We start from the raw sequence: 12,372 nt of genomic DNA on the forward strand, positions 1-12,372 counted from the left end.
GCGCGACCGGATGGACGAACGCGCCGTTTCCTGATCCCCCAAAAAAGTTGCGCCTGCGGTATCGGCGCAGATACCGCAGGCGCGTCATGCGTCCCTTTGAACCCCCAGGACGCAATCTTTGTCGGTGTTACTCCCGCTCGCCCGTGAAGTTCAGGAGAAGCTGGAAGATGTTGACGAAGTTCAGGTAGAGCGACAGCGCACCGAAGACGGCCAGCTTCTGCGACGACTCCTGATCGTAGTTTTCGGCATACTGTTCCTTGATGTTCTGCGTATCCCAGGCGGTCAGGCCGACGAAGACGACGATACCGATGACCGAGATCGCGAACTGCAGCGCGCTCGAACCCAGGAAGATATTGACGACGCTGGCGATGACCACGCCGAACAGGCCCATCATCAGGAACGAGCCGATGTTGGAAAGATCACGCTTGGTCGTGTAGCCGTAAAGGCTCGTCGCGCCGAACATCGTTGCGGCAATGAAGAAGGTTCGCGCGATGCTGGTGCCGGTGAATACCAGGAAGATCGAAGCGAGCGACAGGCCCATGACCGCACAGAAGGCCCAGAACATTGTCTGCGCCGTGCTTGCCGACATCGATTGGATGCGGAACGAGAAGAACAGCACGAAGGCGAGCGGCGCCAGCATGACGACCCACTTCAGTGGCGTCTGGAAGATCGGCACATAGAGCGCCGGCGTCGTGCCGACGATCAGCGCGACGATACCGGTCACCACAAGGCCGATGCCCATGTAATTGTAGACGCGCAGCATATGCTTGCGCAGACCTTCGTCGAAGAGCGCCTGCGAGCCAGCGGCGGCTCCATAGCCGTATCGCGGATTGGTCGGGTTCATGGTCGTTCTCCTTTGATTCAAAACTAGTACAGACTGCGGGCGAGCTTTTCGGCCTCGCCATCGAGTTCGGCCGCCTTGCCGTCGCCGATCAGCGCGTAAGCGACCTCGCCGATCTGCCAATAGGCAGCCTGGACATCGTCACGCTTGACATGGCTGACCTTCTGGACACCGAAACTGCCCGGACGGACGGCAAACAGCGACAATTGACCGCCTTTGCCGGCATCAATCGTCATTTCAACGCTCGGGCCGAAACCGGACGGATAGATCTGCGCATCGGTGACACGCCAGCCCTGCGGCAGTTCCGGCAGGACGATCGCCGTCGATGCGCGGATTTCATCCGGATTAAAGGCAGCCTGCGCCGGCTGCGACTTCATCGTTTCGCGCAAGGCTGTCGCCCGGTAAGCTTGTACCGCATCATCGACGAAAGCCGGCACCGGAACGGACGCGTTGACTTCGCTCGCGGTGAAAGCGCCAAAGGACGTATGCGCGACCCAGCCGGCGGCCATCAGCATGGCAACGGCGGCAACCCGCTGGAACGAGCTCAGCACCCGGCCATAAGCCAGCCCGCGTTCCAGCCGCCGCGCGGCCTCGCGGGTTTCCGCCTTCGCCGCCAGTCCTCCGCCGGCCAGTGCCATGCGCAGCTCGCCACGGATACTCATATCGGCCATCACCTTGGCGGCGATCGCAGGATGTTCCGAGAGGTAGGATTCCACCTCGACGCGGCGCGCGACGGTCAGCTCACCATCGACATAGGCGTCGAGATCGGCGTCGATGACGGGATCAATTGTTTTCATTGCCGCCTCCGATCAGTCGAAGATGCGAAACCGTGGGTGATGTGTTCTCGAAATCTCTCAAGCTGGCGCGGGCGCGGGCGATGCGCGACATCAACGTACCGACGGGAATACCGAGTGCAGATGCCGCTTCCTGATAGGAAAGGTCTTCGATCGCCACGAGATGCAGCGCTTCGCGTTGCTCCTCCGGCAGGTTGAAGAAAGCGTCTCGCACCTGCTTCAGGCGCACGGCATGATCCTGCGAAGCCGGCAGGGCCTGGTCGAATTCGGCAGCCGCCTCTTCATGGCGGCGATTGAGCGAACGCGTCTGGCGCAGCCGGTCGATATGGGCATTGTGCAGGATCGAAAGCAGCCAGGTGCGCAGGTTCGCGCCGCGCCGGAAAGAGGATTTTCGCTCATAGGCCTTGACCAGCGCATCGTGCACCAGGTCTTCCGCTTCATCCGCATTATGGACGAGCGAACGGGCATAGCGTCTCAGCGAACCGAGCTGCCCCAAAACATCGAATGTTCGTCCTTTGCGTTCCATACCCCAATATACGGAAGCCGAGCCGATCCTATTCCATCGCCCGGCAAATATTTTTTGAACGCTACATCAGCACGAAATCCTTCGGCTGCGGCATTGGAGGAAGATCGGCTTCGCCGAGCGCTTCGCGAAGGTTGATTTCGACCGTATCGGCCAGCGCGCCGATCGCCAGCGCATTCGGGCGATTGCTGAAAGGATCTTCAAGCTCATCACCGAGGGCATCCAGACCGAAGAAGGTATAGGCCACCAAAGCGGCCACGAAGGGTGAACCCCAGCCGAGCGTGTCTACGAAACCGAAGGGCAGCAGGAAGCAAAAGAGATAGGCCGTGCGGTGCAAGAGCAGCGTATAGCCGAAGGGAAGCGGCGTGTTGCGGATGCGCTCACAAGCCGCCTGCACCACTCCCATCTGACCGACGCTGGCATCGAGCATCTGATATTGGATGTCCGAAATGTCACCCGCAGCCTTGAGTCGTGCAAGGTCCGTCGACATGAGGCGCAGCAAGAGATCGGGCCGATTTTGAGCCATATGATAGAAATCGGCTTCGCTGGGCGACAGGTGGTTCAACACTTTGTTCTCGTTGCCGCCGGGCCGCAAATGGCAGACCAGCGCCTGCGTGAAAGCCATCGTCAGCCGCAACAAATTCCTGCGCGCCTGGCGACCATTCTCTCCCGCCGATTCCAGAATGAGCGTCTGCCGCGCAAAACCGCGGGCAACATAAACGAGCTGACCCCAAACGCGCCGGCCCTCCCACCAGCGGTCGTAGCAGGCATTGTTGCGAAAGCCGAGGAAGATCGAAAGCGCGATGCCGAGCAGGGCAAAAGGCGATCCATTGAACGAGAGGATTACATTCGGACGCTCTTCATGCCCCCAGACGATCAACGCCGACAACAGGAAAATCACCACGATCTGCGGCAGTATCCGGCGAATGACCGAACCGCGGACGATGAAAAAAGCTGAAAAAGACTCGGCCTGTCTCGGACGATCATTGTGGCAAGAACTCTCGGCTAGGATTTGATTTGCCGAGCAATACATCAGACAAGCAGGAAACAATCCACTCTTCCGCAATTGGTAGCGACTGTCACCAGCCATCATAGTTGGATATATCGACGAGGGGGCACGGAAACGACAGAGGACGACTTGATGAAGAGCATCCGTATTGCAGCCGCCTTGATCCTGCGGGGCAACGGCGACACCTTACTGGTCCGCAAGCGGGGAACGTCAGCCTTCATGCAGCCGGGCGGCAAGATCGAAGCCGGAGAAACCGCCGCGGCCGCACTGATCCGCGAACTGAGTGAGGAAATCGGCCTGCGCTTTGCCGAGACACAGTTAAGTCCTATCGGCCGTTTCGAAGCCGAGGCCGCCAACGAGCCGGATCATCAAGTGATTGCCGAGGTGTTCCGCCTCGATATCGGCGACGATGTCATTCAGCCCGCCGCCGAGATCGAAGAAATACGGTGGATATCTCCGACCAATCCCGGCGATATCCCTTTAGCACCCCTGACGGAACACCAGATCCTGCCCACTCACCGGCAGCAGCTCGCCGCCGGCGTGAAATAGAACTCAGTCAATTCGCCGAGGCATTCGCTTCGACCAAAACTGGATCGGCGCGATAGTCTTTCGGGAAAATGCGCTGCAGGTTTTTGATCTTCGGCAGATCGTTGATGACGATGTAGGGATAATTGGGATGTGTCGTCAGGAAGTCCTGATGATAGTCCTCGGCAGCATAGAATTGCCGTGCCGGCTCGATCTTGGTGACGACAGCCGCGTCGAAAACCTTGGCGTGATTGAGCTGGTCGATATAGGCCTTGGCGACATTGGCCTGTTCGGCATTGGTCGGGAAGATTGCCGAGCGATATTGCGTGCCGCTGTCCGGCCCCTGATAGTTGAGCTCCGTCGGATCATGGGCGACCGAGAAGTAGATTTGCAACAGATGCCCGTAGCTGATCTTGTGCGGATCGAAAACGATGCGCACGGATTCGGCATGGCCGGTATCGCCGGTGCTCACCATCTCATAATGCGCCGCATCCTTGTTGCCGCCGGTATAGCCCGACGTGGCACTGATGACGCCGTTGACATGCTGGAACACGCCCTGCACGCCCCAGAAGCAACCGCCAGCGAGCACGGTGGTCTCCGTACCGCCGGAACCCGGCTTTTCATCGACCGTCGGCGCCGGAATGACACGCGCGTCTTCGGCCGAGGCGCTGGTAACGAACTGGAACGCCACGCCGGCAAGCAAGATTGCACCGGCTGCGAAAGCCGCTGGACGGGCAAGACGCGGCAGGCGTTTGCGGATCGTATCTTTCGATGCACGGTTCATGATGATCTCCTTTCAGCGGAGATTATAAAATCTCTCGTCACCAGGGGATACGGGAGGACCGGGCATTTTGTTACACACGGGCGCGTGAAACACCGAAACGTGATGGTACGCCACAGCCGGAAGCGCGGGCCGTCGATCTGATTGCGCCGACAAAGCCGCTCAGTAATGCGGCGGCTTCGTGATGGCCGGAGCGTCCAGGCTCTGTTCTTCCAGCGTCAGGAAGCGTTCGGTCAGCCGGTCGAGCTTCTGCCGCGTCTGCTCGATCACTTTCCACTGCTCCGCCACCTGATCGGACAGTTCCTCGATCGTCTTTGCCTGATAGGCCACCAATTCTTCGAGTGCGGTGATACGACTTTGTTCGTCTGACATCTCTGTTTCCCTTCGGCAGCGATCTATAGCACCCCGACAGCAGACGTATAGTGACTCAATCAAGCATATGACGGGCGCCGGCGCCATTTGACGGTGATGTGACAAAACTGAAAAACATATGAAAAGACCCGTTACCTAACTGACATCAGGGCCTTCTAAAGAGAGCGCAGAGACGCGCCAGTTTGAAGGCAATCCCTTTGCAGGCGCACCCTTTCTGAAGACCTCGGAGACGCGCCTTGAAGATCATCCAGATCACCGACACGCATTTGAGCCCCAACAAGCCGCATTTCAACGGCAACTGGGAGCCGCTGGCGAAATGGATCGAGGCGACTGGCGCCGATCTCGTCGTTCACACCGGCGATCTCAGCGTCGACGGCGCCGACAAGGACGAAGATCTCCTCTTTTCCATGGACATGATGCGGCAGGTCTCCGCGCCGATGCTCATCGTGCCCGGAAACCACGATGTCGGCCACCTGCCCGGCTCGTATCAGCCCGTCAATCCGGAGCGGCTGGAACGCTGGCGTCGTCTCGTCGGTCCCGACTATTGGGCGAAGGACGTCGACAATTGGCGGCTGATCGGCCTCAACAGCCTGCTGATGGGCTTCGAGGATGCCGAGGAACAGAAGCAGTTCGATTGGCTGCAGGATATGCTCGAAAGCCGTGGCGACCGCCGCGTTGCCCTTTTCGCCCACAAGCCGCTCTTCGTCGATGCGCCGGATGAGGGCGATACCGGCTACTGGAGCGTGCGCCCGGTGCAGCGCGGCCGGCTCTATGATCTAATCGCGGCCCATGACGTGGCCCTGTTCGGCAGCGGCCATTTGCATTGGACCTGGGAAGGCGGCTTCAACGACACGAAGCTGGTATGGGCACCGCCCGGCGCCTTCATCCTCGACAAGATGGAACGTGAAATGCCCGGCGAACGGCTGATCGGCGCCGCTATCCATGAGCTTGGCGAGACCGTATCGACCGAGCTCGTCGCCGTGCCCGGCATGACGGCTTACTTCCTCGATGACGTTGTCATGGAAGTCTATCCGCAGGCCGCACCCAAGGCACAGAAGGAGCCGACCGAATGAGCGCGCTTTCGCTTCGCGGCATCGCCAAGTCCTTCGGCGGCAACGCCATCCTCAAGGGCGTCAGCCTCGAGGTCGAGCAGGGCGAGTTCATTGCCCTCGTTGGGCCGTCCGGCTGCGGTAAGAGCACGCTGCTGCGCATTCTCGCGGGGCTCGATCACGCCGACAGCGGTGAAATCATCCTTGGCGGCAGCGACGTCTCCGGCGTTGCTGCGGCCGACCGCAACATCGCCATGGTCTTCCAGTCCTACGCGCTCTATCCGCATCTGACGGCGTCGGAAAACATCGCCGTGCCGCTCGCCATGCGCCGCCTGACGCGCGTACAGCGCCTGCCCTTCATCGGCGCCCTGCTGCCGGGTCAAAAGAACATCCGCTCCGGCATCATCCGCGATGTCCGCGAGATGGCGGTTTCGCTGAAGATCGACCATCTGCTCGACCGCAAGCCCGGCCAGATGTCCGGCGGCCAGCGTCAGCGCGTGGCGCTCGCTCGCGCCATGGTGCGCCAGCCGAGCGTCTTCTTGATGGACGAGCCGCTCTCCAATCTCGATGCCAATTTGCGCGTCCATGCCCGCGGCGAGATCGTCGACCTGCATCGCCGCGCCGGCGTTCCCACCGTTTACGTCACCCATGATCAGGCCGAAGCGCTTTCCATGGCCGATCGCGTCGCCGTCATGATCGGTGGGCAGTTGCTGCAGCTCGCCTCTCCGCAGACGATCTATGACGATCCGGCCCATATCGAAGTCGCCCGCTTCGTCGGCCAGCCGCGTATCAACCTCCTGCCGGCCCTGGCCGAAAACGGCATCGTCGCCTTCGGCGGCATCAGGCTGGCGCTCGCAGAAACCAGCTTTGCAGGCACTGCGGTCACGCTCGGCATCCGTCCGGAATTCGTCCGCTTGGCCGACAGTCGCCAGGATGCACTCGCCGCCCATATCGAACGGATGGAATTCCTCGGCTCCGAAGTCATCCTGCACGCCCGGCTCGATGGCATCGGCGAAAGCATGATCGCCAAGCTCACCCCCGCCGATGCGAATGGCCTATCCGCGGGCATGCCCGTCGCCCTGACGCTGGCGCCGGAACAGGCCATGGTCTTTGCCGAAGATGGCCGCCGTCTGCGCGCCGTGCCTGTTGCGGCCGATGCCGCCAGGGAGAAAGCCCATGGCTAGCATGGCCGCCACGTCGATGCCGATGCAGTCGGTGGCGGCGCGCGAGCGCAGCGAAGCCCGCACGGCCCTGCTGCTGGCGCTGCCCGCCATCGTCCTGATCGTGATTTTCATTTTGCTGCCGATCGTCGCCGTCGTCTTCCTCGGCTTCACCGATTTCCAGCTCGGCGACAAAAGCTTCCGCTTCGTCGCCTTCGAGAATTTCGCACACCTGCTTCGGGACCGGACGTTCCAGAAATCCCTGTGGAACACGACGGTCTATACCGCCATCGTCGCGCCCGTCTCGATCGTACTCGGCCTCGGCGTGGCGCTGCTGATCGAGAGTGAAGGCATCGGCCGCAGCTTCTTCCGCACGGCCTACTTCCTGCCCGTCGCCTCGTTGATCGTCGCCATGGCGACCGTCTGGCAATATCTCTTCCATCCGACCATCGGCCCGATCAACGCGCTTCTGGCCGAGATTGGTGTACGCGGCCCGAACTGGCTCGGCTCCTCGGCGACCGCGCTCTACAGCCTGTCGATCATCGGCGTCTGGCAGTCGGTCGGCTTCAACATGGTGCTGTTCCTCGCCGGCCTCACCGCCATCCCGCGCGAACTCTACGCCGCCGCCGAAGTGGATGGTGCGAAATCGGCGCTCGACCGCTTCTGGCTGGTCACCTGGCCGATGCTCGGACCGACGACGCTCTTCGTCACCACGATCAGCATCATCAACGCCGTCAAGGTCTTCGATACCGTCAAGACGCTGACCGACGGCGGCCCGAACCATGCCTCGGAAGTGCTGCTCTTCACCATCTACCAGGAAGGCTTCGTCTATCTCCGGGTCGGCTACGCCTCGGCGATGACGACCGTGTTTCTCGCCATCCTAGTGGTGCTGACCTTCCTGCAATATCGCGTTCAAGACCGGCAGGTGCATTACACATGACCTCGACAGGCTTCACTCCCGGCCGCATCCTGCGCCTCTCAGCGCTGATCTTGGGCTCGCTCGTCTTCCTGGCGCCCTACATCTTTATGATCTCGACCGCCGGCAAGGCGCAGGACGATATCTTCACCTCCGCCCTGAAGCTGATCCCGACGCATTTCTTCTACATCGAGAACATCACCCATGCGTTGAGCAAGGTGCCGATGGGCACGCTGCTGCTCAACGGCGTCCTCGTCTGCGGCCTGATCTTCTTCTTCCAAGTGCTGATCGCCATCCCTTGCGCCTACGCTATGGCGAAGCTGAAATTTCCAGCCGCACGCATGATGATGGTGCTGGTCATGCTCGGTCTGCTGATTCCGATCCATGCAACGGCTCTGCCGCTCTATGTCGGCTTCAACAGCCTATCGCTGCTGAACAGCTATACGGCCCTCGTCGCGCCCTTCTCGATCTCGGTCTTCGCGATCTTCATGTTCCTGCAGTTCTTCCGCGCCATGCCCGACGATCTGATCCACGCTGCCCGCCTCGACGGCATGTCGGAACTCGGCATCGTCGCTCGTGTGATCGTGCCGAATGCCTGGCCCGCAGTTACGGCCTTCGCGATCTTCTCGGTCGTCGCGCATTGGAACGACCTCTACTGGCCGCTGATTGTCATCAGCAAGCAGGACTACGCCACCCCGCCGCTGGGCCTCATGTATTTCCGCGCCGCCGAAGCCGGCGACGACTACGGCGCCCTCATGGCGGCAACCCTGATCATCACCCTTCCCCTCGTCGCGGCGTTCCTTCTCGCACAGAAGCGTTTCGTCGAGGGCATCACCATGACCGGTCTCAAAGGCTGACTGGTTCCCTAGAGCGGATGATTTTAGATCGTATCGATCTAAAATCTGAATCCGCTCTAGAATCAAAGAAGTAGAGCATGATGTCGTCCGAAAACCGCATGCATTTTTCGGCATCATGCTCGACAGGAGAACGAGCGATGAAGCATATCACCCAGATTCTCGCCGCCGCGGCCATTTCGATGGTCGTGACGGTCCCGGCCTACGCCGAAACGACCCTGACTGTTCACTATCCCATGCCCGGCTTCTTCAAGAACGTGATGGACACGATCTCGAAGAAGTTCATGGAAGAAAACCCCGACATCAAGATCCAGTTCGCCGCTCCTTCGGCCACCTATGAGGAAGGCATCCAGACCATCCTGCGCCAGGCCGGCACGAGCGAAATGCCCGATGTCACCTTCATCGGCCTCAACCGCCTGCGCATGATGGACGAGCGCAATGTCGCCGTCGATCTCGGCCCCCTCGTCAAAAAAGAGGGCAACATGGCCGACCAGGGCTTCTCGGACACGATCCTGAAGCTCGCCCAGGTCAAGGGCAAGCAGGTCGGCCTCGCCTTCGCGACGTCGAACCCGATCATGTATTACAATGCCGACCTGGTGAAGGCTGCCGGTGGCAATCCGGACAACCCGCCGAAGACCTGGGATGAAGTCATCGCGCTCGCCGGCAAAATCAAGGCGCTCGGCAACGGCGTCGACGGCATGGACTTCCGCTGGCAGGGCGACGACTGGATGTTCTCCGCTCTCCTCTTCGGCGCCGGCGGCAAGATGCTGAGCGACGACGAGACGAAAGTTGCCTTCAACGGTCCTGAGGGACAGAAGGCCGTCGATCTGATCGAGCGCTTCGTCAAGGAAGGCGGCATGCCGGTCTTCACCAAGCCTGCCGGCGAGCAAGCCTTCGCTGCCGGCAAGGTCGGCTTCGAATTCCAGACCACCGGTGCACTCGTCAACACCATCAAGAATGTCGGCGCCAAGTTCGACCTGCGCACCGCCAAGATCCCGCTGATCGACCCGGTCAACGGCCGCCTGCCGACCGGCGGCAACGCCGTCGTCATCCTGACCCATGACCCGGTCAAGGAAGAAGCTGCCTGGAAGTTCGCCAAGTTCGCCGCCGGCCCCTATGGCGCCTCGGTCGTCGTTCCCGGCACCGGCTATGTTCCGAACAACGAACTCGCCGCCAAATCTCCTGAATATCTCGGCGACTTCTACAAGAAGAACCCACTGTTCCAGGCAGGCCTCAGCCAGATGTCGGTCATGATCCCCTGGTACGCCTTCCCGGGCGCCAACGGAGTCAAGGTCACGCAGACCATCGTCGACAACCTATCGCGCATCGTCGACGGCTCGGCCAAGCCGAAGGAAGCACTTGATGACGCTGCTTCCGATGTCGAAGGCATGTTGCCGCGTAGCTGATATCTGATCGCAAAATCCGCGCCGCTTCTCCTCGGAGAGGCGGCGTTTTCAATTGCGGCGATGCATCAACACGGAATGGTGAGATTGCGTACTGTTCCACCCGAGCGCAGCCGATAGGGCACGGTCAGATGACGCGGCGGGGCGGCATTTTCCGCCATGTCGAGCAGCAGCGAGGCAGCCGCGGCCCCGATAGTCCCGTCCGGTATTTCCACCGTCGTCAACGAAACTTCCGCCAACAGGCCGAGGGAAAGCCCGTCGAAGCCCGCGACGGAAATATCGCGCGGGATCGATAGCCCCTGGCGCCGAAGCGCACCCATGACACCGAGCGCGAGAAGATCGTTGGAAGCAATGATCGCCGTCGGGCTTAGCCTCGAAACCGCATCCGAAAGATCGAGCTGTTCCAGGCTGCTCACGAAGGAAATCTCAAGGGCATCGAGAGGCTGCTGTCCCGCCGCTTCCATCGCTTTGACATAGCCGAGATAGCGCAGTTTCGCCCGATCCGATGCCGCAAAATGGCCGGAGATGAACAGGATGCGGCGATGCCCCTTGTGCAGGAGATGACCCGTCAAATCCCGGCCCGCACCGAAATTGTCGGTCGCGACGGCTGCGGTGAAGCGAGCGGTCGGCAGATTGCCGAGCAATACGGTCGGCGGCAGGGCAGACGGCAAAACCAGGCTGCGTTCGGGATCGCAGAGCGTGAGGATCAGTCCGGTCGGCTGCTGCTGGAGAAGCGAGGCGACGGCATCGGCCTCTTGGGCCGGATCATAATTCGATTGTGCGATCAGTACGCTATGCCCGGCATGCAACGCCCTGTTCTGGATGCTCGAAAGCGATGCCGCAAAAACAGGATTGGTGATGCTGGGAATGAGCACGCCAATGGCCGGCCGGCCGTTACCGCTGCGGCTGCCCGCCCGATAGCCGATCTCGGCTGCGGCGCGACGCACGCGGCGCACCATTTCGTCGCTGACCGGGCCGTTGCGATTCAGCACCCGGCTGGCCGTCGCAACCGAGCAGCCGGCACGAAAGGCGACCTGCTGGAGCGTCGACATGATCTCATGCACCTCCGGCTTCAGGTCCGGCAGCAACGAGATAATATCGAGCTACTGGAGTGGCCGGCTATTTATCCGAGGTCCGTGACAGTTATTTGAAGGATTTTTGTCCCTCTCAGCTCATCCATTTCCGATGTTCCGCAAAACGCTCCGCGACGAGATCGATGAAGATCCGGGTTTTCGTCGGCAGATAGGTGCGGTTGGGATAGATGGCGTTGATCGAGAATTCCGCCGGCTTGTAGTCCGGCAGCATCCGCACCAACGCGCCGGAGGCCAGATCGTCCATGATGAGAAAGCTGGGCGCCAGGAAGACACCCTGCCCGTTCTGCGCCATATAGCGCAAGGTCTCGGCACTCGTCGTGACGATATTGCCGCCGACCTTCACATCAATCTGTTTCTCGGTCTCGGTGAAAAAACGCCAGTCGTCGCCATAGGGGTAATAGGAGTAACGCAGGCAATTGTGGCTCGCGAGATCGGCAGGCTCCGTCACGGCGGGATGCGTCCGGAGATAGTCCGGCGAGCAGACGAGTACATGCCGCCAGGGCGTCAATCGCCGTGCTACCAAGCTGGAATCGGGCGGCATCGTCGTGCGGATGGCGAGATCATAGCCTTCTTCGATCAGGTCGATCATCCGTTCGCCGATGCTCAAATCGACCGTCACGGAAGGATAGAGGCTCAGATACTCGCTGATGACGGGCGACAGGAAGCGGGTGATATGCGTGCTGGTGTAGAATTTCAGTGTGCCGCGCGGCGTCGAGGTCGCAGCGCCCGCGGCGCTGTCGGCTTCCTCCAGATCGGCGAGAATCTGGCTGGAACGCTCGTAATAGAGCTTGCCGGTTTCGGTGAGGCTGACCTTGCGCGTGGTGCGGTTCAGCAGTCGCACGCCGAGGCGATCCTCCAATGATTGTATATGGTTGCCGACCATGGTGACCGACATGTTGAGACGCCGGGCCGCTGCCGAAAACCCGCCGCATTCCACCACGCGCCCAAACACCTGGAGGCTCGTCAGCCTGTCCATATTGACCCTCGATTATCCGCTCTGAGTTGATGATCCTTCCCGATTTAAGCACATTATCACGCGACGCGTCAGGGA

13 protein-coding genes and 1 pseudogene are annotated in these 12,372 nt (G+C 60.7%); 6 read left to right on the plus strand and 8 right to left on the minus strand.

What is annotated here, in order from left to right; genetic code table 11:
- Window positions 1-127: 127 nt before the first annotated feature.
- From GGD50_RS08655 to GGD50_RS08670, 4 genes and pseudogenes are all read right to left on the minus strand, one after another.
- Entirely contained in the window at window positions 128-844 is a 717-nt protein-coding gene (locus GGD50_RS08655; RefSeq protein ID WP_107109360.1) for a Bax inhibitor-1/YccA family protein, read from the minus strand.
- Window positions 845-867: 23 nt separating this feature from the next.
- Complete coding sequence (locus GGD50_RS08660) at window positions 868-1,638, minus strand: anti-sigma factor family protein (protein ID WP_107109361.1); 771 nt, start codon at window positions 1,636-1,638, stop codon at window positions 868-870.
- Window positions 1,625-2,161, minus strand: a complete 537-nt coding sequence (locus GGD50_RS08665) for a sigma-70 family RNA polymerase sigma factor (RefSeq protein WP_107109362.1) — start codon at window positions 2,159-2,161, stop codon at window positions 1,625-1,627. The genes GGD50_RS08660 and GGD50_RS08665 overlap by 14 nt, the downstream gene beginning before the upstream one ends.
- A 61-nt stretch (window positions 2,162-2,222) precedes the next feature.
- Window positions 2,223-3,145 (minus strand): annotated as a pseudogene (locus GGD50_RS08670) (bestrophin family protein).
- 154 nt (window positions 3,146-3,299) lie between these two features.
- On the opposite strand from GGD50_RS08670, the gene GGD50_RS08675 reads away from it, so the two are divergent.
- Entirely contained in the window at window positions 3,300-3,716 is a 417-nt protein-coding gene (locus tag GGD50_RS08675) for an NUDIX hydrolase (protein WP_107109363.1), read from the plus strand.
- A gap of 7 nt (window positions 3,717-3,723) precedes the next feature.
- Here GGD50_RS08675 and msrA read toward each other — a convergent pair whose 3' ends face one another.
- The gene (gene msrA / locus GGD50_RS08680) at window positions 3,724-4,476 is read right to left on the minus strand and encodes a peptide-methionine (S)-S-oxide reductase MsrA (protein WP_107109364.1); all 753 of its coding nucleotides are present in this window, start codon (window positions 4,474-4,476) and stop codon (window positions 3,724-3,726) included.
- Between the two features lie 159 nt (window positions 4,477-4,635).
- Entirely contained in the window at window positions 4,636-4,845 is a 210-nt protein-coding gene (locus tag GGD50_RS08685; RefSeq protein WP_107109365.1) for a SlyX family protein, read from the minus strand.
- Window positions 4,846-5,081: 236 nt separating this feature from the next.
- Between GGD50_RS08685 and GGD50_RS08690 the strand changes: the two genes are divergently transcribed.
- From GGD50_RS08690 to GGD50_RS08710, 5 genes are all read left to right on the plus strand, one after another.
- Window positions 5,082-5,918 (plus strand): metallophosphoesterase family protein, encoded by an 837-nt coding sequence (locus GGD50_RS08690; RefSeq protein ID WP_107109366.1) that lies wholly within the window; start codon window positions 5,082-5,084, stop codon window positions 5,916-5,918.
- The gene (locus GGD50_RS08695; RefSeq protein WP_107109367.1) at window positions 5,915-7,078 is read left to right on the plus strand and encodes an ABC transporter ATP-binding protein; all 1,164 of its coding nucleotides are present in this window, start codon (window positions 5,915-5,917) and stop codon (window positions 7,076-7,078) included. Before GGD50_RS08690 ends, GGD50_RS08695 begins: the two co-directional genes overlap by 4 nt.
- Entirely contained in the window at window positions 7,071-7,994 is a 924-nt protein-coding gene (locus tag GGD50_RS08700) for a carbohydrate ABC transporter permease (RefSeq protein WP_107109368.1), read from the plus strand. The genes GGD50_RS08695 and GGD50_RS08700 overlap by 8 nt, the downstream gene beginning before the upstream one ends.
- The gene (locus GGD50_RS08705) at window positions 7,991-8,827 is read left to right on the plus strand and encodes a carbohydrate ABC transporter permease (RefSeq protein WP_107109369.1); all 837 of its coding nucleotides are present in this window, start codon (window positions 7,991-7,993) and stop codon (window positions 8,825-8,827) included. Before GGD50_RS08700 ends, GGD50_RS08705 begins: the two co-directional genes overlap by 4 nt.
- Window positions 8,828-8,964: 137 nt before the next feature.
- Window positions 8,965-10,230, plus strand: a complete 1,266-nt coding sequence (locus tag GGD50_RS08710; RefSeq protein ID WP_107109370.1) for an ABC transporter substrate-binding protein — start codon at window positions 8,965-8,967, stop codon at window positions 10,228-10,230.
- Between the two features lie 65 nt (window positions 10,231-10,295).
- On the opposite strand, the gene GGD50_RS08715 is transcribed toward GGD50_RS08710, so the two are convergent.
- Together GGD50_RS08715 and GGD50_RS08720 are read right to left on the minus strand one after the other, a co-directional pair.
- On the minus strand, window positions 10,296-11,279 hold the full coding sequence (locus tag GGD50_RS08715; RefSeq protein ID WP_107109484.1) for a substrate-binding domain-containing protein: 984 nt from the start codon (window positions 11,277-11,279) through the stop codon (window positions 10,296-10,298).
- A gap of 115 nt (window positions 11,280-11,394) precedes the next feature.
- Window positions 11,395-12,297 carry a LysR family transcriptional regulator gene (locus GGD50_RS08720; RefSeq protein WP_107109371.1) on the minus strand — a complete coding sequence of 301 codons (903 nt, stop codon included), beginning with the start codon at window positions 12,295-12,297 and terminating at the stop codon, window positions 11,395-11,397.
- Window positions 12,298-12,372 lie beyond the last annotated feature (75 nt).

The organism is Martinezella paranaensis, from assembly GCF_014200235.1.
In the GTDB taxonomy this organism is placed as follows: domain Bacteria; phylum Pseudomonadota; class Alphaproteobacteria; order Rhizobiales; family Rhizobiaceae; genus Rhizobium; species Rhizobium paranaense.

Bases quoted from the DNA above. Each gene is read 5' to 3' on its own strand.
- GGD50_RS08655 (WP_107109360.1), bottom strand. From the start codon at position 844: ATGAACCCGACCAATCCGCGATACGGCTATGGAGCCGCCGCTGGCTCG.
- msrA (WP_107109364.1), bottom strand. From the start codon at position 4,476: ATGAACCGTGCATCGAAAGATACGATCCGCAAACGCCTGCCGCGTCTT.
- GGD50_RS08665 (WP_107109362.1), bottom strand. From the start codon at position 2,161: ATGGAACGCAAAGGACGAACATTCGATGTTTTGGGGCAGCTCGGTTCG.
- GGD50_RS08695 (WP_107109367.1), top strand. From the start codon at position 5,915: ATGAGCGCGCTTTCGCTTCGCGGCATCGCCAAGTCCTTCGGCGGCAAC.
- GGD50_RS08675 (WP_107109363.1), top strand. From the start codon at position 3,300: ATGAAGAGCATCCGTATTGCAGCCGCCTTGATCCTGCGGGGCAACGGC.
- GGD50_RS08685 (WP_107109365.1), bottom strand. From the start codon at position 4,845: ATGTCAGACGAACAAAGTCGTATCACCGCACTCGAAGAATTGGTGGCC.
- GGD50_RS08705 (WP_107109369.1), top strand. From the start codon at position 7,991: ATGACCTCGACAGGCTTCACTCCCGGCCGCATCCTGCGCCTCTCAGCG.
- GGD50_RS08720 (WP_107109371.1), bottom strand. From the start codon at position 12,297: ATGGACAGGCTGACGAGCCTCCAGGTGTTTGGGCGCGTGGTGGAATGC.
- GGD50_RS08700 (WP_107109368.1), top strand. From the start codon at position 7,071: ATGGCTAGCATGGCCGCCACGTCGATGCCGATGCAGTCGGTGGCGGCG.
- GGD50_RS08660 (WP_107109361.1), bottom strand. From the start codon at position 1,638: ATGAAAACAATTGATCCCGTCATCGACGCCGATCTCGACGCCTATGTC.
- GGD50_RS08710 (WP_107109370.1), top strand. From the start codon at position 8,965: ATGAAGCATATCACCCAGATTCTCGCCGCCGCGGCCATTTCGATGGTC.
- GGD50_RS08715 (WP_107109484.1), bottom strand. From the start codon at position 11,279: ATGTCGACGCTCCAGCAGGTCGCCTTTCGTGCCGGCTGCTCGGTTGCG.